General features: G+C 55.0%; 22 protein-coding genes and 5 tRNA genes. 17 read left to right on the top strand and 10 right to left on the bottom strand.

The annotated features are described in order from the left end of the window. The first annotated feature begins 27 nt into the window (after positions 1-27). The 11 genes from tolA to pnuC all read left to right on the top strand — a co-directional run bounded on the left by tolA (position 28) and on the right by pnuC (position 6,681). A complete protein-coding gene (gene tolA, locus SK58_RS17350) occupies positions 28-1,275 on the top strand; it encodes a cell envelope integrity protein TolA (RefSeq protein WP_048220264.1) in 1,248 nt (415 codons plus the stop codon). A 100-nt stretch (positions 1,276-1,375) separates the two neighbouring features. Next, positions 1,376-2,668, top strand: a complete 1,293-nt coding sequence (gene tolB / locus SK58_RS17345) for a Tol-Pal system beta propeller repeat protein TolB (protein WP_017384962.1) — start codon at positions 1,376-1,378, stop codon at positions 2,666-2,668. Between the two features lie 34 nt (positions 2,669-2,702). After that, positions 2,703-3,224 carry a peptidoglycan-associated lipoprotein Pal gene (gene pal, locus SK58_RS17340; protein ID WP_003858578.1) on the top strand — a complete coding sequence of 174 codons (522 nt, stop codon included), beginning with the start codon at positions 2,703-2,705 and terminating at the stop codon, positions 3,222-3,224. Positions 3,225-3,233: 9 nt separating this feature from the next. Then, positions 3,234-4,022 (top strand): cell division protein CpoB, encoded by a 789-nt coding sequence (cpoB, locus tag SK58_RS17335; RefSeq protein WP_017384961.1) that lies wholly within the window; start codon positions 3,234-3,236, stop codon positions 4,020-4,022. Between the two features lie 161 nt (positions 4,023-4,183). Next, positions 4,184-4,259: transfer RNA gene (locus SK58_RS17330), tRNA-Lys, on the top strand. A 27-nt stretch (positions 4,260-4,286) separates the two neighbouring features. Then, positions 4,287-4,362: transfer RNA gene (locus tag SK58_RS17325), tRNA-Val, on the top strand. Positions 4,363-4,365: 3 nt separating this feature from the next. Further along, positions 4,366-4,441, top strand: a tRNA-Lys gene (locus SK58_RS17320). 41 nt (positions 4,442-4,482) lie between these two features. Further along, a tRNA-Lys gene (locus SK58_RS17315) sits at positions 4,483-4,558 on the top strand. Positions 4,559-4,589: 31 nt separating this feature from the next. Beyond that, a tRNA-Lys gene (locus SK58_RS17310) sits at positions 4,590-4,665 on the top strand. Positions 4,666-4,895: 230 nt separating this feature from the next. After that, the gene (gene nadA / locus SK58_RS17305) at positions 4,896-5,939 is read left to right on the top strand and encodes a quinolinate synthase NadA (protein WP_017384960.1); all 1,044 of its coding nucleotides are present in this window, start codon (positions 4,896-4,898) and stop codon (positions 5,937-5,939) included. 22 nt (positions 5,940-5,961) lie between these two features. Further along, positions 5,962-6,681 (top strand): nicotinamide riboside transporter PnuC, encoded by a 720-nt coding sequence (pnuC, locus tag SK58_RS17300; protein ID WP_017694131.1) that lies wholly within the window; start codon positions 5,962-5,964, stop codon positions 6,679-6,681. On the opposite strand, the gene zitB is transcribed toward pnuC, so the two are convergent. Both zitB and SK58_RS17290 read right to left on the bottom strand, forming a co-directional pair. Beyond that, positions 6,678-7,616, bottom strand: coding sequence for a CDF family zinc transporter ZitB (gene zitB, locus SK58_RS17295; RefSeq protein ID WP_048220263.1), 939 nt, complete (start codon positions 7,614-7,616; stop codon positions 6,678-6,680). The genes pnuC and zitB overlap by 4 nt on opposite strands. Positions 7,617-7,715: 99 nt before the next feature. After that, positions 7,716-8,075 carry a protein YbgS gene (locus SK58_RS17290; RefSeq protein ID WP_017384957.1) on the bottom strand — a complete coding sequence of 120 codons (360 nt, stop codon included), beginning with the start codon at positions 8,073-8,075 and terminating at the stop codon, positions 7,716-7,718. 304 nt (positions 8,076-8,379) lie between these two features. Here SK58_RS17290 and aroG point away from each other — a divergent pair, with 304 nt between their 5' ends. After that, a complete protein-coding gene (gene aroG, locus SK58_RS17285) occupies positions 8,380-9,432 on the top strand; it encodes a 3-deoxy-7-phosphoheptulonate synthase AroG (protein WP_003858564.1) in 1,053 nt (350 codons plus the stop codon). A gap of 61 nt (positions 9,433-9,493) precedes the next feature. Here the strand turns inward: aroG and gpmA are convergent, their stop codons facing one another. The 7 genes from gpmA to modE all read right to left on the bottom strand — a co-directional run bounded on the left by gpmA (position 9,494) and on the right by modE (position 17,303). Further along, positions 9,494-10,246, bottom strand: a complete 753-nt coding sequence (gpmA, locus tag SK58_RS17280) for a 2,3-diphosphoglycerate-dependent phosphoglycerate mutase (RefSeq protein ID WP_006809557.1) — start codon at positions 10,244-10,246, stop codon at positions 9,494-9,496. Positions 10,247-10,511: 265 nt separating this feature from the next. Next, positions 10,512-11,555, bottom strand: a complete 1,044-nt coding sequence (gene galM, locus SK58_RS17275) for a galactose-1-epimerase (RefSeq protein ID WP_045328178.1) — start codon at positions 11,553-11,555, stop codon at positions 10,512-10,514. Further along, complete coding sequence (galK, locus tag SK58_RS17270; RefSeq protein ID WP_048220262.1) at positions 11,549-12,697, bottom strand: galactokinase; 1,149 nt, start codon at positions 12,695-12,697, stop codon at positions 11,549-11,551. The genes galM and galK overlap by 7 nt, the downstream gene beginning before the upstream one ends. 3 nt (positions 12,698-12,700) lie before the next feature. Next, entirely contained in the window at positions 12,701-13,747 is a 1,047-nt protein-coding gene (gene galT, locus SK58_RS17265) for a galactose-1-phosphate uridylyltransferase (protein ID WP_048220261.1), read from the bottom strand. Between the two features lie 9 nt (positions 13,748-13,756). After that, a complete protein-coding gene (galE, locus tag SK58_RS17260) occupies positions 13,757-14,773 on the bottom strand; it encodes a UDP-glucose 4-epimerase GalE (protein WP_048220260.1) in 1,017 nt (338 codons plus the stop codon). Positions 14,774-14,974: 201 nt separating this feature from the next. Beyond that, entirely contained in the window at positions 14,975-16,447 is a 1,473-nt protein-coding gene (gene modF, locus SK58_RS17255; protein ID WP_047727399.1) for a molybdate ABC transporter ATP-binding protein ModF, read from the bottom strand. A gap of 67 nt (positions 16,448-16,514) precedes the next feature. Next, a complete protein-coding gene (gene modE, locus SK58_RS17250; protein WP_015571099.1) occupies positions 16,515-17,303 on the bottom strand; it encodes a molybdenum-dependent transcriptional regulator in 789 nt (262 codons plus the stop codon). Between the two features lie 127 nt (positions 17,304-17,430). On the opposite strand from modE, the gene SK58_RS17245 reads away from it, so the two are divergent. The 4 genes from SK58_RS17245 to modC all read left to right on the top strand — a co-directional run bounded on the left by SK58_RS17245 (position 17,431) and on the right by modC (position 20,285). Continuing rightward, a complete protein-coding gene (locus SK58_RS17245; RefSeq protein WP_003858549.1) occupies positions 17,431-17,583 on the top strand; it encodes an AcrZ family multidrug efflux pump-associated protein in 153 nt (50 codons plus the stop codon). Positions 17,584-17,761: 178 nt separating this feature from the next. Then, the gene (modA, locus tag SK58_RS17240; protein ID WP_048220259.1) at positions 17,762-18,538 is read left to right on the top strand and encodes a molybdate ABC transporter substrate-binding protein; all 777 of its coding nucleotides are present in this window, start codon (positions 17,762-17,764) and stop codon (positions 18,536-18,538) included. Continuing rightward, positions 18,535-19,227 (top strand): molybdate ABC transporter permease subunit, encoded by a 693-nt coding sequence (modB, locus tag SK58_RS17235; protein WP_003858545.1) that lies wholly within the window; start codon positions 18,535-18,537, stop codon positions 19,225-19,227. Before modA ends, modB begins: the two co-directional genes overlap by 4 nt. Beyond that, positions 19,227-20,285 (top strand): molybdenum ABC transporter ATP-binding protein ModC, encoded by a 1,059-nt coding sequence (modC, locus tag SK58_RS17230; RefSeq protein WP_032647753.1) that lies wholly within the window; start codon positions 19,227-19,229, stop codon positions 20,283-20,285. The genes modB and modC overlap by 1 nt, the downstream gene beginning before the upstream one ends. Here the strand turns inward: modC and SK58_RS17225 are convergent, their stop codons facing one another. Further along, positions 20,286-21,104 (bottom strand): pyridoxal phosphatase, encoded by an 819-nt coding sequence (locus SK58_RS17225; RefSeq protein ID WP_017384949.1) that lies wholly within the window; start codon positions 21,102-21,104, stop codon positions 20,286-20,288. Between the two features lie 119 nt (positions 21,105-21,223). Between SK58_RS17225 and pgl the strand changes: the two genes are divergently transcribed. Further along, on the top strand, positions 21,224-22,219 hold the full coding sequence (pgl, locus tag SK58_RS17220) for a 6-phosphogluconolactonase (RefSeq protein WP_015571095.1): 996 nt from the start codon (positions 21,224-21,226) through the stop codon (positions 22,217-22,219). Positions 22,220-22,285: the final 66 nt, after the last annotated feature.

The following is a 22,285-nucleotide window of genomic DNA, read 5'->3' as shown; positions in this document are numbered from 1 at the left end:
CATCTGCGTAGTTTTTGGGAACCGATAGTGTCAAAGGCAACCGAACAGAACGACAAGCTTAAGCGAGCGATAATCGTCTCCGCAGTGCTGCACGTAATTCTTTTTGCAGCGCTGATCTGGAGTTCGTTCGATGAGCACCTTGATGCATCAGGCGGCGGTGGTGGCTCGTCCATCGACGCCGTCATGGTGGATCCCGGTGCGATCGTTCAGAACTATAATCGTCAGCAACAGCAGCAGGCGAGCGCAAAACGCGCGGAAGAACAGCGTGAAAAACAGGCGCAACAGCAGGCGGAAGAGCTGCGTGAAAAGCAGGCCGCCGAGCAGGAACGTCTGAAGCAGCTTGAGAAAGAGCGTTTGCAGGCGCAGGAAGCCGCTAAAGAGCAGGCGGAGCAGCAGAAACAGGCTGAAGCCGCAGCGAAGAAAGCTCAGGAGCAGCAGAAGCAGGCGGAAGAGGCGGCAGCCAAAGCCGCAGCAGACGCGAAGGCGCAGGCAGATGCTCAGGCTAAGTTAGCCGCAGACGCGGCGAAGAAAGCGGCTGCTGATGCGCAGAAGAAAGCGGAAGCCGAAGCAGCGAAGAAAGCCGCTGCTGATGCGAAGAAGAAAGCAGAAGCCGAAGCGGCGAAAAAAGCGGCCGCTGACGCACAGAAGAAAGCCGAAGCGGAAGCCGCCAAAAAAGCTGCGCAGGAAGCAGAGAAGAAAGCGGCTGCTGATGCTGCGAAAAAAGCGGCCGCCGCCGAGAAAGCTGCGGCAGAAAAAGCCGCCGCTGCGGAAAAAGCCGCTGCTGATAAAAAAGCGGCAGCTGAGAAAGCCGCTGCTGATAAGAAAGCGGCTGCCGAAAAAGCCTCAGCTAAAAAGGCCGCTGCTGCGGAAAAAGCCGCTGCCGCAGGGGTTGACGATCTGCTGGGCGACCTGAGCTCCGGTAAGAATGCACCGAAAACGGGCGGTGGGGCGAAAGGAAGTAACGCAGCACCGGCAGGAAGTGGTAACACTAAGAACAACGGTGCTTCTGGCGCTGAGATCAACGACTATAAGAATCAGATTGCTGCGGCTATTGCCAGCAGACTTAATGATAAATCGCTCTATACCGGGAAAACCTGCCGACTGCATATTAAACTGGCTACGGATGGTATGGTGCTGAGCGTTGAGTCAGAAGGGGGAGATGAAGCGTTATGCCAGGCTGCACTTGTGGCAGTGAATCAGGCAAAACTGCCAAAACCTCCGTCACAGGCTGTCTATGAAGTGTTCAAAGACGCTTCGCTGAACTTTAAGCCATAAGCAGAGCTGCGGTTATCGGGTTCTGATAGTTTTGTGTATTTGAGTTTGTTAACCTTCTGCTAAATTATCCAGGACTTATTGTTCGGATAAGGGAGATATGATGAAGCAGGCATTACGATTAGCTTTTGGTTTTTTAGTACTGTTGACGTCAGCAGTGCATGCCACAGTAAGCATCGACATTACCGACTGGAACGACTCAGCGCGTCCAATCGGTGTCGTTCCGTTCCAGTGGGCAGGCCCGGGCGCTGCGCCTGAAGACATTGGCGGCATTGTTGCAGCTGACCTGCGTAACAGCGGTAAATTTAACCCCTTAGATCGTTCTCGTCTGCCGCAGCAGCCGGGTACCGCTCAGGAAGTTCAACCTGCTGCATGGTCTGCACTGGGTATTGATGCCGTGGTTGTCGGACAGGTTACTCCTGCGCCAGACGGCGGCTATAACGTCGCTTATCAGCTGGTGGATACCGGCGGTGCGCCGGGTACCGTTCTGGCTCAAAACACGTATAAGGTGAACAAGCAGTGGCTGCGTTACGCAGGCCATACGGCGAGTGACGAAGTGTTTGAGAAGCTGACCGGTATTAAAGGTGCGTTCCGTACTCGTATCGCGTACGTAGTACAGACCAACGGCGGCCAGTTCCCTTATGAGCTGCGCGTCTCTGATTACGATGGCTACAACCAGTTCACCGTACACCGTTCACCACAGCCGCTGATGTCTCCGGCATGGTCTCCGGACGGCTCTAAGCTGGCGTACGTGACCTTCGAAAGCGGCCGTTCCGCGCTGGTTATCCAGACGCTCTCTAACGGTGCTGTGCGTCAGGTTGCGTCATTCCCGCGTCACAACGGTGCGCCTGCGTTCTCTCCGGACGGTACCAAACTGGCGTTTGCCCTGTCTAAAACCGGTAGCCTGAACCTGTACGTGATGGATATTGGTTCTGGTCAGATCCGTCAGGTCACGGATGGTCGTAGCAACAACACTGAGCCAACCTGGTTCCCGGACAGCCAGAATCTGGCCTTTACGTCTGACCAGGCAGGTCGTCCACAAGTTTATAAAGTGAATATCAACGGCGGAGCAGCGCAGCGTATTACCTGGGAAGGTTCTCAGAACCAGGATGCTGACGTCAGTGCCGATGGTAAAACAATGGTAATGGTCAGTACTGCGGGTGGTCAGCAGCACATTGCCAAACAAGATCTGGTAACGGGGGGCGTACAAGTACTGTCGTCAACGTTCCTGGATGAAACGCCAAGTCTGGCACCTAACGGCACCATGGTAATCTACAGCTCTTCTCAGGGGATGGGATCCGTGCTGAATCTGGTTTCTACAGATGGGCGTTTCAAAGCGCGTCTTCCGGCAACTGATGGACAGGTAAAATCACCTGCCTGGTCGCCGTATCTGTAATAATAATTAATTGATTACTAAAGGAATCTTAGAAATGCAACTGAACAAAGTGCTGAAGGGGCTGATGATCGCTCTGCCTGTTATGGCAATCGCAGCGTGTTCTTCTAACAAGAACGCAAGCAATGACCAGAGCGGCGAAGGCATGATGGGTGCCGGCACCGGTATGGACGCTAACGGCAATGGCAATATGTCTTCTGAAGAGCAAGCGCGTCTTCAGATGCAGCAGTTACAGCAGAACAACATCGTTTACTTCGATCTGGATAAATACGACATCCGTTCTGACTTCGCTGCAATGCTGGATGCGCACGCAAACTTCCTGCGTAGCAACCCGTCTTACAAAGTCACCGTAGAAGGTCATGCGGACGAACGTGGTACTCCGGAGTACAACATCTCCCTGGGTGAACGTCGTGCAAACGCTGTTAAAATGTACCTCCAGGGTAAAGGCGTTTCTGCTGACCAGATCTCCATCGTTTCTTACGGTAAAGAAAAACCAGCAGTACTGGGTCACGACGAAGCGGCTTACTCCAAAAACCGTCGTGCCGTACTCGTTTACTAAGAGAATTGCATGAGCAGTAACTTCAGACATCATCTGATGAGTCTGTCGTTACTGGTTGGAATAGCGGCCCCCTGGGCCGCTTTTGCTCAGGCACCAATCAGTAGTGTCGGCTCAGGCTCGGTAGAAGACCGGGTCACTCAACTCGAGCGTATTTCTAACGCTCACAGCCAGCTTTTAACTCAACTCCAGCAGCAGCTTTCCGATAACCAGAATGATATTGATTCCCTTCGTGGTCAGATCCAGGAGAGTCAGTATCAGCTTAATCAGGTTGTGGAGCGCCAGAAGCAAATTTTGTTGCAGATGGATAGCCTGAACAGCGGCGGAGCAGCAGCACAGCCAGCAGCAGGCGATCAAAGCGGTGCGGCAACGCCTGCACCTGCGGCTGATGCCTCCGCGTCGTCTGGTGCGCCTGTACAGAGCGGTGACGCGAATACGGACTACAACGCGGCCATTGCCCTAGTGCAGGACAAATCGCGGCAGGACGATGCTATCGTTGCGTTTCAGAACTTCATTAAGAAGTACCCTGATTCCACTTACCAGCCAAATGCGAACTACTGGCTGGGTCAGTTGAATTACAACAAGGGTAAAAAGGATGATGCGGCGTTTTATTTTGCCTCTGTGGTGAAAAATTACCCGAAATCACCGAAAGCGCCTGATGCGATGTATAAAGTCGGCGTGATCATGCAGGACAAAGGCGACACTGCAAAAGCCAAAGCGGTTTATCAGCAGGTGGTTGCGAAATTCCCGGGTACAGACGGCGCCAAACAAGCGCAAAAACGTTTGAGTTCGATGGGTTGATTATCGCATGACCAGAAATCGCGTCATTTCTGGTCGTGCAGCATGATTCCTAAGCAGTTAAGTGATCTTCATCGAAATTTTTGTTGCGCAGAATTCTTAAATCAGTAATATATGCCGCCGTTGCCACGGGATATCAAACAACGTGAAAGCAGCGCAAAAGTGGGTCGTTAGCTCAGTTGGTAGAGCAGTTGACTTTTAATCAATTGGTCGCAGGTTCGAATCCTGCACGACCCACCACTTAAAGCAGTTCCGGCAGTACAGAGTGGGTGATTAGCTCAGTTGGTAGAGCATCTCCTTTACACGGAGGGGGTCGGCGGTTCGAGCCCGTCATCACCCACCACTCGGGTCGTTAGCTCAGTTGGTAGAGCAGTTGACTTTTAATCAATTGGTCGCAGGTTCGAATCCTGCACGACCCACCAATTTTATTGGTGCCGAGTGATAATTCAGGCAACACCCGAATGGGTCGTTAGCTCAGTTGGTAGAGCAGTTGACTTTTAATCAATTGGTCGCAGGTTCGAATCCTGCACGACCCACCAGCCTGAATAGATCTGAAGTACATCCCGCAAGGGGTCGTTAGCTCAGTTGGTAGAGCAGTTGACTTTTAATCAATTGGTCGCAGGTTCGAATCCTGCACGACCCACCAATGTAAAAAGGCGCCCTAAAGGCGCCTTTTTGCTATCTGTCGTTCGCCAGGGCCTTGTAGGTCGGATAAGGCGAAGCTGCCACCCAACAAATGCTACCGGCATCAAATCCCGATGACATTCCCCCTCAAATTCGCTATCTTGTTTAGTATATAAAACACCATTGCCTCATTTTTGTTATCTCATGCAAAACAAAGGCAATATTGTTAAGCTAGTAAAACGAGAAGCCATAATGAGTGTGATGTTTGATCCCGAAACCGCAATCTATCCCTTCCCGCCGAAGCCCGCTCCGCTAAGCAGGGATGAAAAACAGTTCTATCGTGAGAAAATCAAGCGCCTGCTTAAAGAGCGTGATGCGGTGATGGTGGCGCATTACTACACCGACCCGGAAATTCAGCAGCTGGCGGAAGAGACGGGCGGCTGTATCTCAGATTCCCTGGAAATGGCGCGTTTCGGTGCAAAACATCCTGCCTCCACGCTGCTGGTTGCAGGTGTGCGCTTCATGGGCGAAACGGCAAAAATTCTCAGCCCGGAAAAAACCATACTGATGCCGACGCTGAATGCCGAATGCTCCCTTGACCTCGGTTGCCCGATTGATGAGTTCACCGCCTTCTGTGATGCCCACCCTGATCGTACCGTGGTGGTCTATGCCAACACGTCTGCGGCGGTGAAAGCCCGGGCAGACTGGGTAGTGACCTCTAGTATCGCCGTTGAGCTGATTGAGCATCTGGACAGCCTGGGGGAGAAAATCATCTGGGCGCCCGATCGTCACCTGGGAAACTATGTACAAAAACAAACCGGTGCGGATGTGCTGTGCTGGCAGGGCGCCTGTATCGTTCACGACGAGTTTAAGACCCAGGCCCTGACGCGCATGAGAGGATTATACCCGGACGCCGCGATTCTGGTGCACCCGGAATCCCCGCAGTCCATCGTCGACATGGCGGATGCCGTCGGGTCAACCAGCCAGCTCATTCATGCTGCGAAAACCCTGTCACACAAGCAGCTCATTGTGGCGACCGATCGCGGTATCTTCTACAAGATGCAGCAGGCCGTGCCGGAAAAAACGTTGCTCGAAGCGCCGACCGCCGGAGAAGGGGCGACCTGCCGAAGCTGCGCGCATTGCCCGTGGATGGCGATGAATGGGCTCAAAGCGATTGCGGAGGGGCTGGAAAACGGTGGCGCAGCGCATGAGATCCACGTGGATGCCGCTCTGCGTGAAGGCGCGTTAATTCCACTTAACCGTATGCTGGATTTTGCGGCTACACTACGTACTTAACTTATTACGCCCCGGAGAAAAAATGGATTTTTTTAGCACACAGAACATCCTGGTTCATATCCCGATTGGTGCGGGCGGCTATGACCTGTCGTGGATTGAAGCGGTGGGTACGCTGGCCGGTTTACTCTGTATCTGGCTGGCCAGCCTTGAGAAGATCAGCAACTATGCGTTCGGGCTGATAAACGTCACGCTGTTTGCGATCATCTTTTTCCAGATCCAGCTCTACGCCAGCCTGCTTCTACAGCTGTTCTTCTTCGCAGCCAATATCTATGGCTGGTACGCCTGGTCTCGGCAAAACAGTCAGCAGGAGGCGGAACTGCAAATCCGCTGGCTGCCGTTGCCAAAAGCCATCACCTGGTTCGCGGCCTGCGTGGTAGCTATCGGCTTTATGACCGTCTTTATTGATCCGGTATTTGCCTTCCTGACGCGCGTGGCGGTCTCGGTCATGTCGGGTCTGGGATTAAACGTGACGATGCCTGAGCTTCAGCCGGATGCCTTCCCGTTCTGGGATTCCTGCATGATGGTACTGTCGATTGCCGCAATGATCCTGATGACCCGTAAATACGTTGAGAACTGGCTGCTGTGGGTGGTCATCAACGTCATTAGCGTGGTGATTTTTGCCCGCCAGGGTGTTTATGCCATGTCGCTGGAGTACATGCTGCTGACGGTCATTGCCCTGAACGGCAGTCGCATGTGGATTAACAGCGCGCGTGAGCGTGGCTCGCGCGCGCTTTCCCGTTAATGGTGATGGGCGTGTGAGTGGCCGGACTGCGCCTCGTTCAGGTGACAGTCTGGCCCGTTACATGGCTGATACTCCATCTGGATGGTGGTGTGCGCAATTTCGTAGTGATGCTCAAGGAAGTGCCGAATACGTTCAAGCAACGCATCGTGATCGTGGGGCGGAATAACCTGAACGTGCAGCGTCATAAGCGGTTTCTCACCCACCAGCCAGACGTGAACGTGGTGAACGTTACGGACTTCAGGAATGGAACGACACAGATTGCGTTTTAGCTCGCCAATATCCAGCGACGTGGGAGCGCCTTCCAGCAGCTCATTGACGCTCTCTTTCAACAACCGCCAGGCACTGCGTAATACAAGGCACGATACCAGCACGGAAAGAATCGGGTCGATAGGGGTCCAGCCCGTGCCCATAATGATCAGCGCGGCTACGATGGCACCTACGGAACCCAGCAGATCGCCCAGCACATGAAGCGCCGCGGCCCGTACGTTCAGATTTTTTTCACTGCTGCCGCGGTGCAATATCCAGAACGCCAGAATATTGGCGACCAACCCGGCAATGGCGATAACCATCATTGTCGTCCCGGCTATCGGTTGTGGATGCCGAAAGCGCTGAAAAGCCTCCCAGACGATAAGAATAGTAATGACCACCAGTGCAATCGCATTCACAAAGGCGGCAAGCGTGGTCAGTCTGAGCCAGCCAAAGGTGTGGCGGGTATTGGGAGGGCGACGGGCAAACTGCACGGCCAGCAGAGCAAACAGGAGCGCGGCAGCGTCGGTCAGCATATGCCCGGCATCGGCCAGCAGCGCCAGCGATCCGGATATCAGCCCGCCTATTACCTCAATTATCATAAAGGTGGCAGTGACGCCAAAAGCCAGCAGAAGCCGTTTGGCATTTTCATCGCCAGTGGAGTGGGAATGGGAGTGGGAGTGCGCCATGGTATCGTTCCTGATTTATTATTATTTTTAGTTTAGCGTTTTTAAGAGCTTAAATAAAAAAGGAGAGCATTCGCTCTCCCTGTTTTACCTTACGGAAGGTTACTGGGTAGTACCGTCCGTTTTGGTATTGGCATCGCTGCCTACTTTGTCATTCGGGTCCGGGCATTTCCCGTCTTTACACACAGAGTTTTTATGAACCTCGTCGGTGGTCATACCCTCATGGTTCATCGTGCCTGTGCTCGTCCCGCCGGTGTTGGTATTGCCCGTGTTGATATTACTGTTATCAACATTGTTTGGCGCAATATTCTGTTTTGCATCCGGCGCAACCTGGCCCGCTTCGGCAGCGGCATTAGCGTCGCCGTTGCTGCCGGATGAGCCTGCGTCAGCAGCCAGTACGCTACCGCTTGCCAGAGTAAGGGTTGCCGTCAGGAAAAGCGTAGTCAGTTTCGTCATTTTCATCATGGTGCTCCTGTTCTTATCGTTACGCTGGATAACATTCTCCAACAGTGCATCTTGTTCAGTGGCGAAAGATCCCAGTTTCCTGATTTATGTCAGGATGGAATCGCGTATAAATATTTAAAAACAGTCGTTACAAGTAAAAAGCTTAGGCCAGATCTCATTTTTCGCTATTTTGTTGTGTATTTTAGGCGAATTCCAGGAATTATCTGCGCGAAGTGTAAAAGCCCGTTTACACTTCGTGGCCGACAAGTTAGATTGAAAGGATTGCTTTCATTACTAAAGATATGGCAGAGCCGGAAAGAAGATGAATTATCAGAACGACGATTTACGCATTAAAGAGATCAATGAGTTATTACCTCCCGTAGCGCTCCTTGAAAAATTCCCCGCCACCGAAAATGCCGCCAACACGGTGTCTCATGCCCGCAAGGCGATCCACAAGATCCTGAAAGGTAGCGACGATCGTCTTCTGGTGGTCATTGGGCCGTGCTCCATTCACGATCCTGCTGCGGCCAAAGAGTATGCGTCCCGTCTGCTCGCCCTGCGTGAAGAGCTGAAAGGCGAACTGGAAATCGTGATGCGCGTTTATTTCGAAAAACCGCGTACCACCGTGGGCTGGAAAGGGTTGATCAACGATCCGCATATGGACAACAGTTTCCAGATCAACGACGGCCTGCGCATTGCGCGTAAGCTGCTGCTGGAGATCAACGACAGCGGGCTGCCTGCTGCCGGAGAATTCCTCGATATGATCACCCCGCAGTATCTGGCTGACCTGATGAGCTGGGGCGCTATTGGCGCGCGTACGACGGAATCTCAGGTTCACCGTGAGCTGGCGTCTGGCCTGTCATGCCCGGTGGGGTTCAAAAATGGCACTGATGGCACCATTAAAGTCGCTATTGACGCCATTAATGCGGCTGGCGCGCCGCACTGCTTCCTGTCGGTGACCAAGTGGGGCCACTCCGCTATCGTGAATACCAGCGGTAATGGCGATTGCCATATCATACTGCGCGGCGGTAAAGAGCCTAACTACAGTGCTAAACACGTAGCGGAGGTAAAAGCAGGGCTGGAGAAAGCGGGTCTGGCACCGCAGGTGATGATCGATTTCAGCCATGCCAACTCCAGCAAACAGTTTAAAAAGCAGATGGAAGTCGGCGCAGATGTGTGTCAGCAAATCGCCAGCGGTGAACGCGCAGTGATTGGGGTGATGATTGAGAGCCATCTGGTGGAAGGCAACCAGAACCTGGAGGGCAGCGAGCCGCTGGTCTACGGTAAGAGCGTGACGGATGCCTGCATTGGCTGGGACGATACCGATGCGATCCTGCGTCAGTTGGCGGATGCGGTTAAAGCGCGTCGCGGCTAAGTTTGTCCCGGGCAATAAAAAAGCGTGGATTGCTCCACGCTTTTTTTATGTCCGGCGAATATTACTTCGCTTTACCCTGGTTCGCCACGGCCGCCGCTTTTGCAGCGATTTCGTCGGCGTTACCCAGGTAGTAATGTTTAACTGGCTTGAAGTTTTCGTCGAACTCGTACACCAGCGGCACGCCGGTAGGGATATTCAGCTCGAGGATTTCATCTTCACCCATGTTGTCCAGGTATTTCACCAGCGCACGCAGGGAGTTACCGTGAGCAGCGATAATGACGCGCTCGCCGCTTTTCAGGCGTGGCAGAATGGTTTCGTTCCAGTAAGGCACAACGCGGTCGATGGTCAGCGCCAGGCTTTCGGTCTGCGGCAGTTCAGCCTCAGTCAGCTTCGCGTAACGCGGATCGTGGCCCGGGTAGCGCTCGTCATCTTTGCTCAGCTCTGGAGGCGTGACCGCAAAACCACGACGCCACTGCTTAACCTGCTCGTCACCGTATTTTTCTGCGGTTTCCGCTTTGTTCAGACCTTGCAGCGCACCGTAGTGACGCTCGTTCAGTTTCCAGGATTTCTCAACCGGCAGCCAGGCCTGATCCAGCTCGTCCAGAACGTTCCACAGGGTATGGATGGCACGTTTCAGCACAGAGGTGTAAGCAAAGTCAAAGGTGAAGCCTTCTTCTTTCAGCAGTTTACCTGCCGCTTTTGCTTCGCTCACGCCTTTCTCGGACAGATCAACGTCATACCAACCGGTGAAGCGGTTTTCGTTGTTCCACTGGCTTTCGCCGTGGCGCACCAGGACAAGCTTAGTATTAGCCATTTCTTACTCCTCAAGCATTTTGAATGATAACAATTCTCATTATATTGCCGTGACTGTGCCAGCAGCAACGCTTAACCCTAACCATAGCGAAAATAGTTCGAGAGTGTAAGATGCATGTGAATCCAGGGTTATGATTTTGTCTGCGATCGCCGCTATTTTCAGCAAGGCGGAGATAAAAAAGCCCTCGCGATGAGGGCCAGTCTTTTTTGCCGGATGGCGCTTCGCTTATCAGGCCTATATTCGTAGGCCCGTGCGCCGCCGGACATTAAGCGCGCGGAATGAAATGATACTCGGTGACGCTAACGTACTCTTCACCCGGACGTAGCACGCAGTCCGGCTGCGGCCATTCAGGATGGTTAGGCGTGTCCGGAAGGAACTCGCTCTCCAGCGCCAGTCCTTGCCAGGCGCCGTAGGCGTCATGTTCACGCGCCGTGGTACCCTCCAGATAGTTACCGGAGTAGAACTGTAGGGCGGGGGCGGTGGTGTAGACCGTCATCTGTAACTTCTCATCAGCAGACCAGACCTGTGCGGCAGGTTGAGAAAGATCGCCTTTTGCCTGCAACAGGAACGCGTGGTCGTAGCCTTTCACCTTGCGCTGATCGTCATCACTCAGGAAATCCTGAGCAATGGTTTTCGGCTGACGGAAATCAAAGCTATTTCCGCTTACCGGTTTCAGCCCCTGATAAGGGATGCCCATCTCATCGACCGGCAGATACTCATCCGCCAGGATCTGGAGTTTGTGGCTGCGGACATCGGTCTGATTACCGTCAAGGTTGAAATAGGCGTGGTTAGTCAGATTGACCGGGCACGGCTTATCGACGGTCGCGCGGTACTCAATGGCGATGCGATTATCTTCGGTCAGGGTGAAGCGCGCAGTTGCGGTGAGATTGCCCGGGAAGCCCTGGTCTCCATCGAGGGAGTCCAGAGAGAACCAGACCTCACCGTCATTTTGCTGCACAATCTTCCAGCGACGTTTATCAAACCCTTCCGGGCCGCCGTGTAGCTGATTTTCGCCCTGGCTGGCAAGCAGGGAATACGTTACGCCGTCCAGCGTAAACTGGCTTCTGGCGATGCGGTTAGCGTAGCGGCCTATGGATGCGCCCAGAAAAGCGGTCTGCTCGATATACTGCTCCGGCGATGCGCAGCCAAGCAGGGTTTCGCGCACGCTGCCGTCAGGCATCGGTACGCGGGCAGAAAGTAACGTTGCGCCCCAGTCCATCAGCGTAACCACCATCCCGGCACTGTTGCGCAGGGTTAACAGGCGATACGGCAGACCATCCGGTGCGAGTGTTGGTGTTTCGTTTAGCACTGTCCGGCTCCTTGTGATGCTTTGCAGACATAGAAAGTTTCTTTGATGCCCGTTTTGGCTTCGTACTGTTTAGCCACCGCGTCCTGAATGGCAGGGACCAGCTCTTCCGGCACCAGGGCGACGACGCACCCGCCAAATCCGCCGCCGGTCATACGCACGCCGCCTTTGTCGCCAATCGTGGCTTTCACAATTTCAACCAGGGTGTCGATTTGCGGCACGGTGATTTCGAAATCGTCACGCATGGAGGCATGCGATTCGGCCATCAGCTCGCCCATCCGCTTCAGGTCACCTTTTGCCAGCGCGGAGGCGGCTTCTACGGTACGGGCATTTTCCGTCAGTATATGACGCACGCGCTTCGTGACAACCGGGTCCAGCTCGTGGGCAACCTTGTTAAATTCATCAAGTGAGACATCACGCAGGGCTGGCTGCTGGAAGAAGCGCGCGCCGGTTTCGCACTGTTCGCGACGGGTGTTGTACTCGCTGCCCACCAGGGTGCGTTTGAAGTTGCTGTTGATGATCACCACAGCCGCCCCTTTAGGCAGTGGAACCGCTTTGGTCCCGAGGGAGCGGCAGTCAATCAGCAAAGCGTGTTCTTTATTGCCCAGCGCGGAAATCAGCTGATCCATAATGCCGCAGTTGCAGCCTACGAACTGGTTTTCCGCTTCCTGACCGTTGAGGGCGATTTGCGCCCCGTCCAGCGGCAGATGATAAAGCTGCTGGAACACGGTGCCGACCGCCACTTCCAGCGATGCGGAAGAGCTTAATCCCGCCCCCTGCGGCACGTTGCCGCTGATCACCAGATCGGCCCCGCCGAAATTCTTGTTACGCTTTTGCAGGTGCTTCACCACGCCGCGAACATAGTTCGACCACTGCTGGCTGTCGTGGGTCACGATCGGCGCATCGAGGGAAAATTCGTCAATTTCGTTGCCGTAATCCGCGGCGATCACTCGCACATGACGATCGTCGCGTTTCGCGCAGCTGATCACCGTCTGGTAGTCGATGGCACACGGCAGGACAAAACCGTCGTTATAGTCGGTGTGCTCGCCAATCAGATTAACGCGGCCAGGCGCCTGGATAACGTGGGTGGCAGGGTAGCCAAATTTCTCAGCAAACAGGGATTGTGTTTTATCTTTCAGACTCATTTTTTAGACTCCTGATTCGCGGTAATGGACGTCGCTAACGGCACGCAGACGTTCTGCCGCCTGTTCCGCCGTCAGGTCGCGCTGGGTTTCCGCCAGCATTTCATAGCCCACCATGAATTTACGTACCGTCGCAGAACGCAGCAGCGGCGGGTAGAAGTGTGCATGTAACTGCCAGTGTTGATTCTCTTCGCCGTTAAACGGCGCGCCGTGCCAGCCCATGGAGTAGGGGAAGGAGCACTGGAAGAGGTTGTCGTAGCGGCTGGTCAGTTTTTTCAGCGCCAGCGCAAGGTCGTCTCGCTGGGCGTCGCTGAGTTCGGTAATGCGCTGAACATGGGCTTTAGGCAGCAGCAGCGTCTCAAACGGCCACGCCGCCCAGTAAGGGACCACCGCAAGCCAGTGCTCGGTTTCCACCACGGTACGGCTGCCATCCGCCAGCTCACGCTGGGTGTAATCCACCAGCATCGGCGAACCGTTCTGGGCGAAATATGCTTTTTGCAGTCGGTCCTCACGCTCGGCTTCATTTGGCAGGAAGCTGTTCGCCCAGATCTGACCGTGCGGATGCGGGTTGGAGCAGCCCATCGCCGCGCCTTTGTTTTCGAACACCTGCACCCAGGGATAGCTCTGCCCCAGCTCTGCGGTTTGCGCCTGCCAGGTGCTGACCACCTCTTTCAGCGCCTCCACGTTCAGCTCCGGCAGCGTTTTGCTGTGATCGGGCGAGAAGCAGATCACGCGGCTGGTGCCGCGGGCGCTTTCGCAGCGCATCAGCGGGTCATGGCTTTCCGGCGCGTCTGGCGTATCGGTCATCAGCGCGGCAAAGTCGTTAGTAAACACGAAGGTGCCTTGGTAGTCCGGGTTTTTATCGCCCGTCACGCGCGTATTGCCCGGGCAGAGGAAACAGTCCGGATCATGCTGCGGCAGCGTCTGTTTGGCAGGCGTCTCTTGCGCCCCCTGCCAGGGGCGCTTGGCGCGATGCGGTGAAACTAAAATCCATTGCCCGCTGAGCGGGTTAAAACGACGATGCGGGTGATCGACGGGATTGAATTGCGTCATGACAAATCCTTAATCTGGATAGCCTTGCGGATGGCGCGACTGCCAGTGCCAGGTATCCTGTGCCATTTCATCAAGCGTGCGGGTGACACGCCAGTTAAGCTCTTTATCCGCTTTGGTGGCATCGGCCCAGTAAGCCGGGAGGTCGCCATCCCGGCGGGGAGCGAAGTGATACTTCACCGGCTTGCCGCAGGCTTTACTGAAGGCATTCACCACGTCCAGCACGCTGCTGCCGATCCCGGCGCCGAGGTTGTAAATATGCACGCCCGGTTTATCAGCCAGCTGCTGCATCGCCGCCACGTGGCCGTCGGCCAGATCCATGACGTGAATGTAATCGCGCACGCCGGTGCCATCTTCGGTGGGATAATCGTTACCAAAAATCGCCAGGGAATCGCGGCGCCCTACGGCAACCTGCGCGATATACGGCATCAGGTTGTTAGGAATGCCCTGCGGATCTTCGCCCATATCACCTGACGGATGCGCGCCGACCGGGTTGAAGTAGCGCAGCAAGGCGATGCTCCACTCAGGCTGGGCTTTTTGCAGGTCGGCCAGGATCTGCTCTACCATCAGCTTGCTTTTGCCATACGGGCTTTGCGGCGTACCGGTCGGGAAGCTTTCAACGTAAGGGATTTTTGGCTGATCGCCGTAGACGGTGGCGGAGGAGCTGAAGATAAAATTTTTAACGTTGGCCGCACGCATGGCGGAGATCAGACGCAGGGTACCGTTGACGTTGTTGTCATAGTACTCAAGCGGTTTTGCCACCGATTCGCCAACCGCTTTCAGGCCAGCGAAGTGGATAACGGTTTCAATCGCGTGATCGTGAAGGATTTCAGTCATCAACGCTTCATTGCGGATGTCGCCTTCCACGAAAGTCGGCTGTTTACCCGAAAGACGTTCAATGACCGGCAGCACGCTGCGCTTACTGTTGCACAGGTTATCAAGAATGACGACATCGTGGCCGCTTTGCAGCAGTTGCACACAGGTATGACTTCCTATGTAACCGCTACCACCTGTTACCAGAACTCGCATATTTCGCTCCATTAGGCTTATGGTATGAATTAACCATAGCATATCAGAGACGCGAAAAGTGTGACATGGGATAAAATAGTGGTATCGTTTACACTGGTTTTCACACGCGCTTTTTCACAGACTGAGTGCATTGTAGATCAAAGAGATAGAGATGTATTGTTGCAGGTTGTCTGAAAAGCGGAGGGCAGCGCCCTCCACGCGTTAATCGATTTTGCTCAGCAGGTAGCGGTATTGCTCGCGGTCAGGGACAAATTCCAGCCGATGGGTGATGCAGGACGGGGCATCCTCAGCATGGTGAGACACAAACAGCAGCTGGGTTTCACCTTCGCTAATCAGGACATCCACAAAGCGGCGGATCAACTGACGGTTGAGCGGATCCAGCCCCTGCAACGGTTCATCCAGAATCAGCAGCGTAGGATGCTTGACCAGCGCGCGGACGATCAATGCCAGCCGCTGCTGCCCCCACGACAGGCTGTGGAATGGCGCATCGGCGACCCGGTTATCCATACCCAGAATATCCAGCCACTGCTGCGCCAGCTTGTGCTGCTTGTCGGATACCGCCTGATAAATACCAATGGAGTCGAAGAAGCCAGAGAGGATCACATTTCGCACCGTGGTGCTCACCCGGTAGTCCAGGTGCAGGCTGCTGCTGACATAGCCGATGTGCTTTTTGATATCCCAGATGGTTTCCCCGCTGCCGCGGCGACGGCCGAACAGGGTGAGATCGTTGCTGTATCCCTGCGGGTGATCCCCGGTGATCAGGCTCAGCAGCGTGGATTTACCCGCTCCGTTGGGGCCGACGATCTGCCAGTGCTCACCAGGATTAACCGTCCAGCTGAGGTGATTAAGAATAGGGCGATCGTCGTAAGCAACCACCCCATCGCGCAGCACAATGCGCGGCTGGTCAGGGTCCAGCCCGTGGCGTGCTGAAGGCGCATCCGGCTCCGGCAGGGCAATACCGTCCAGTTTCTCGCTGTGCGCCAGCTGCGCAATCAGCGCCTGCCGAAGCAGTACGGCTTTCTCGCCGGTTTCGGTCAGGCTACAGTCCGCCAGCACGCCCGCATACTGTACGAAATCCGGGATCTCATCAAAGCGGTTAAGAACCAGCACAAGCGTGTATCCCTGCTGGTTAAGCGACGCCAGCAACGCTGCCAGCTGCGCGCGGGACTGCACATCCAGTCCGTCAAACGGTTCATCCAGGATCAGGAGTTCCGGCTCGCTCATCAGCGCCTGACACAGCAGCGTTTTGCGCGTTTCACCGGTTGAAAGGTATTTAAAGCGGCGATTAAGCAGGGCGGTAATGCCAAATTGCTCCGCCAGCTGCTGACAGCGGGCAGGATCTTTTATCTCATCCTGGATAATTTCCGCCGTCGTGCGGCCGGTATCCTCTTCGCCGGGGCTGAGCAAATCGGTATTGTTACGCTGCCACTCATCGCTGACCAGCTTTTGCAGCTGTTCGAAGGAAAGGCGCGTCAGCCGGGTAAAGGTGCACCGACGTTCACCCTTCAGTTGGGTTAATTCGCCTGCCAGAGCGCGGGCCAGCGCGGATTTTCCGCTGCCATTCGTGCCCACAAACGCCCAGCTTTCTCCGGCGCGAAGGGTTAACTCTGGCAGCGATAAGGTACGGGTATCACTAAGACGAAACGTGCCTTGCGAAATATGCAATGATGACATGTGTTATCCCATTTTTTGCAGCAACAGATGTCAGGGATACTCAGTGTAAGCAGGGTTGTCAATGCGCTTAGCACAATGTGGCGATAATTACCCTGTCTGCATTGAAATATGCGGTCACCACAGCACCTTCGTCTAATTCGGTCGCGTCGTTCACCGGAACGGTGGCGCAGAGCAACTGTCCATCCGGCAGGGTCATCAGCACTTCACATTGTTCTGCGCCGCGCTCGATGTGGCTGATACGCCCGCGTAGCTGGTTGTCGGCCTCTGCGGCCTGCTCAGGGTTGAGTGCGATGCTGATCCAGGGCGCTTTGAGTAATACCAGCACCTCCTGACCTTCGTTCAGCCCAAGGCGTTGACCACTTTGCGCGGTGATGGCGGCTTTCAGACGCGTCGTACCGTCCGCGAGCAGGATCTCTATATGCTCCTGCACCTGCGAATGATCGCGCCCCGTCACCGTACCAAACCACTGGTTGCGGGCGCTGGTCTGCAAAGAGAAACGGGAGATGGCGCCCAGCAGGCTGTCCAGCGGCAGGTTGTCGTCATCGCTCAGCACATCAAATGCTTTTTGCTGGATCTGCGCCAGTAAATCGTAGAGCTGGATCAGACGTTGCCCGTAACGCGTCAACACGGCGCCGCCGCCGCCTTTCCCGCCGGTGGCGCGCTCAACCAGCGTGTGTTCGCTCAGGGTGTTCATGTCGTTAATCGCATCCCAGGCGCTTTTATAGCTGATACCGGCGTTTTTGGCGCCCTGGCTAATCGAGCCAGTTTGTTCTATTTGTTTTAACAGGGCGATGCGTCGCGGATCGGCGAAAAGCTTCTGCTGAAGTCGTAGGGTGAGGAGAATTTCGGCCTGCATAACAGTGTCCCGGTAAAAAGGCTATTGTGACCCAAATGCCCGGGGGCGGAAAGCGCACCGCACAAAAGGGGATGTTTTTCTTACTTTTCAGGGTAGAATAAGCCGTTCACAAGATCTGGAGAAAACCATGTTAGAGTTGTTGAAAAGTCTGGTATTCGCGGTAATCATGGTGCCAGTAGTGATGGCTATCATCCTCGGTGCCATCTACGGCCTGGGTGAAGTGTTCAACGTCTTTTCGAACATTGGTCATCGTCGTGACCAGCCTAAAAAGCAGCAATGATTTCCTCCAAAACGCCCGGCCAGCCCGGGCGTTTTGCTCTCAAGTTTATTCCTTTCCCGCCGATATCTTTTACAACGTTCCTTGAGTTTACGCATTAATGGGTACGATTTAGCGCTAGGAACGCCTGCGATATGTCGTTATATTTATTTGTATATAACGACACGCACAGGAGCTTCAAATGGCACGTTCATGGGTACGCCTTTTCGCAGGGGCAACGCTGACTCTCTCACTCACCGCCCACGCACTGGCGGATGAAGGAAAAATCACGGTCTTTGCGGCGGCGTCGCTGATTAACGCGATGCAGGATATTGCTGCGGTATACAAAAAAGAGAAAAACGTCGAGGTGGTCTCGTCGTTTGCCTCCTCGTCCACGCTGGCCCGCCAGATTGAAGCGGGGGCACCCGCGGATCTGTTCATCTCTGCCGATCAGAAATGGATGGATTACGCGGTGGAGAAAAAATCTGTTGATACGGCTACCCGCGAAACGCTGCTGGGAAATAGCCTGGTGGTGGTCGCGCCCACAAACAGCAAGCAGGACGACATCGCCATCAACAAACAGACGGACTGGACCCGTCTGCTCAACGGTGGCCGTCTGGCGGTAGGCGATCCGGAGCATGTTCCTGCCGGGATTTATGCGAAAGAAGCGCTACAAAAACTGGGTGCATGGGAGACCTTATCGCCGAAGCTGGCTCCCGCAGAAGATGTGCGTGGCGCGCTGGCGCTGGTGGAGCGTAACGAAGCGCCACTCGGGATCGTTTACGGCTCCGATGCCGTCGCCAGTAAAGGTGTGAAGGTGGTGGGCACCTTCCCGGAAGACTCGCATAAGAAAGTAGAATATCCTGTTGCGATAGTTGATGGACATAAAAATGCGACCGTGACGGCCTTTGTTGACTACCTGAAGGGGCCGGAAGCGTCCGCGATCTTTAAACGTTACGGATTTACGACTCACGAATGATATTGACCGAACCTGAATGGCAGGCCGTGCTGCTGAGCCTGAAAGTCTCTTCCCTGGCGGTTGCGCTGAGTTTGCCCTTTGGGGTGTTCTTTGCCTGGTTACTGGTTCGCGTGAAGTTTCCAGGCAAAGCCCTGCTCGACAGTGTTCTCCATCTTCCGCTTGTCTTACCGCCTGTGGTGGTCGGATATCTGCTGCTGATCTCCATGGGGCGGCGCGGTTTTATCGGCGAATGGCTGTACGACTGGTTCGGACTGACCTTCGCTTTCAGCTGGCGCGGCGCGGTTCTGGCCGCGGCAGTAATGTCCTTCCCGCTGATGGTGCGCGCTATCCGCCTGGCGCTGGAAGGGGTGGATATCCGGTTAGAACAGGCCGCCCGCACGCTGGGCGCAGGCCGCTGGCGGGTATTCCTGACCATTACGCTTCCGCTCACGTTACCGGGCATTATTGTCGGTACGGTGTTAGCCTTCGCCCGCTCGTTGGGTGAGTTTGGCGCGACCATCACCTTTGTGTCGAACATTCCCGGCGAGACGCGGACCATCCCGTCGGCCATGTATACCCTGATTCAGACCCCGGGCGGCGAAGGTGCGGCGGCCCGGCTGTGTATTATTTCGATTGTGCTCGCTCTGGTCTCGCTGCTGGTATCTGAGTGGCTGGCGCGCCTCAGCCGTGAACGGATGGGGAAATCGTGATGCTGGAACTCAACTTTACGCAAACCCTGGGCAGCCACACCCTGACGCTGAACGAAACGCTGCCTGCCAGCGGTATCACCGCCATTTTTGGCGTGTCCGGGGCGGGGAAAACGTCGCTGATTAATGCGATTAGCGGCCTGACGCGTCCCCAGTCTGGCCGTATTGTGCTAAATAACCGCGTCTTAAATGACGCGGAGAAGAAGGTCTGCCTGTCACCGGACAAACGCCGTATCGGCTATGTGTTTCAGGATGCGCGCCTGTTTCCGCACTACAGCGTTCGCGGGAACCTGCGTTACGGCATGGCAAAAAACATGGCCGGACAGTTCGATAAGCTAGTGGCGCTGCTGGGCATCGAACCGCTGCTGGATCGTCTGCCGTCGTCGCTGTCGGGTGGTGAAAAACAGCGCGTGGCGATTGGCCGCGCCCTGTTAACCGCGCCGGAACTGTTGCTGCTGGATGAGCCGCTGGCCTCGCTGGATATTCCGCGCAAGCGCGAGCTGCTGCCGTATCTGCAATGTCTGGCGCGGGAAATCAATGTGCCAATGCTCTACGTCAGCCATTCGCTGGATGAGATCTTACATCTGGCCGACAAAGTGCTGGTGCTGGAAGCGGGCAGGGTGAAGGCATTCGGCAATCTGGAGGAGGTGTGGGGCAGCAGCGTTATGCATCCATGGCTGCCAAAGGAGCAGCAGAGCAGCATTCTGAAGGTGAGCGTGCTGGAGCACCATCCGCACTACGCGATGACCGCGCTGGCGCTGGGCGATCAGCATTTGTGGGTGAATAAAATCGATACGCCGATTCAGTCCACGTTACGGATCCGCATTCAGGCGTCGGATGTCTCCCTGGTCCTGCAACCGCCGCTGCAAACCAGTATCCGCAATATTTTGCGCGCAAAAGTGGCGCAGTGTTTTGATGATAACGGCCAGGTGGAAGTGCAGCTGGAAGTAGGCAACAGAACGCTGTGGGCGCGCATCAGCCCGTGGGCCAGGGATGAGCTAGGCATCAAGCCTGGCCTGTGGCTTTACGCGCAAATCAAGAGCGTTTCTATCACCGCCTGATTACAGCAGGTGGGTATAAATATACTGCGCGATGCTGTCGGTGGTGTTATCGCCAATCACCACGTCAGCGCGCGCTTTCACCGCGTCATCGGCATTACCCATCGCCACGCCCGTTCCGGACGCTTCCAGCATGCTGATGTCGTTATAGTTATCGCCGAAGGCAATTACGTCCTGCATTGATCCGCCCTGCGATTCGACGAACTGGGTCAGACGCTTTCCTTTGCTGTTGCCTTTGCGGGCGATATCCACCTGATCGTGCCAGGACCATTCACATTCCAGACCCAGCGTATGCTCGACATGTTTTGCGAAAGTATTCAGTTTGGCGGTGTCTTCATCGGTCAGGGCAAATTTCCAGATTGCGTCGACGTCTTCCGCCGCCTGGCGCAGGGAGGAAACCTGAGTGAACACCGGACGCTGCGCTTCCGGCAGAGACAGAGCCCAGTTGCTGGTGCGGATCACATGGCCGGTAGGGCGTTCATACACCATGGCGTTGTCCACATACATCAGGCCGTGAATGGCATGCTCATCCAGTAAATCAATCAATTGCAGCGCCTGCGTAACGGGAAGCGGATCGGAGGCTAAAACCTTTTTTGCCTGATAATCATACAAATAGGTGCCATTACAACAAATTGCAGGTGTATCTAAGCCCAGTGCCTGATAAAAAGGATGAATGGCTACGTGATGTCGACCCGTTACGATGAGAAGTTGATACCCCGCTTCCTGGGCTCTTTTGAGGGCCTCAAGAGAAGAGGGGAGCAGGGTTTTCTGAGGGGTAAGCAGTGTTCCGTCTAAATCCAGGGCAATCACTCGCGAGGTCATTTTTTCTTCCGGGTTAATGTTGAATTTAAGGTCTGTCGGGATGGTACACCGAGAGCGGAACCCTGCAAAATCCCGGACTACAATTCAGCATTCACCGTTAAAAATAATCAGGAGTATTCATGAAACAAACCGTTTATACCGCCAGTCCTGAAAGTCAGCAGATCCATGTCTGGCGTTTGAATACAGAAGGTTCGCTTACGCTGGTTCAGGTTGTTGATGTGCCAGGCCAGGTGCAGCCGATGGTCGTCAGCCCGGATAAACGTTTTCTTTATGTCGGCGTACGCCCGGAATTCCGCGTACTGGCATACCGTATCTCCCCGGATGACGGCGCGCTGACCTATACCGCAGAAGCCCCGCTGCCGGGCAGCCCGACCCATATTTCCACTGACCATAAAGGCAACTTTATCTTCAGCGGCTCCTACAATGCAGGCTGCGTGAGCGTCACCCGCCTGGAAGACGGTATTCCCGTTGAAACCGTCGACGTGGTAGAAGGGCTCGAAGGTTGCCACTCCGCCAACATTTCGCCGGATAACCGCACGCTGTGGGTGCCAGCGCTTAAGCAGGACCGCATCTGCCTGTTCACCCTGAGCGATGACGGCCATCTGGTCGCGCAGAGCCCGGCGGAAGTCACCACCGTGGAAGGCGCAGGCCCGCGCCACATGGTCTTCCATCCGAATCAGCAGTATGCCTATGTCGTTAACGAGCTGAACAGCTCGGTAGACGTGTGGGAACTGAACGATCCTAACGGGCAGATCGAGTGCGTACAGACGCTGGACATGATGCCATCTGATTTCTCCGACACACGCTGGGCGGCAGACATTCACATTACGCCGGATGGCCGTCACCTGTATGCCTGTGACCGTACCTCCAGTCTGATCACCATCTTCAGCGTCTCTGAAGACGGCAGCGTTCTGGCAGTTGAAGGCTTCCAGCCGACAGAAACCCAGCCGCGCGGCTTTAATGTCGATCACAGCGGCAAATACCTGATTGCGGCGGGGCAGAAATCCCACCACATTGCGCTCTATGAAATCCAGGGCGTGCAGGGTCTACTGGAAGAGAAAGGACGCTATGCGGTCGGACAAGGGCCGATGTGGGTTGTGATTAACGCTCATTGATCCGTAGACGAAAAAAAACCTCGCAAATGCGAGGTTTTTTTATGCGCGGTTAATGCATGAGGTAGG

The organism is Enterobacter sp. BIDMC93, from assembly GCF_001037805.1.
Lineage (GTDB): Bacteria > Pseudomonadota > Gammaproteobacteria > Enterobacterales > Enterobacteriaceae > Enterobacter > Enterobacter hormaechei_C.
The sequence above is the reverse complement of the archived record's forward strand: the minus strand, read 5'-3'. Positions and strand labels throughout refer to the sequence as shown.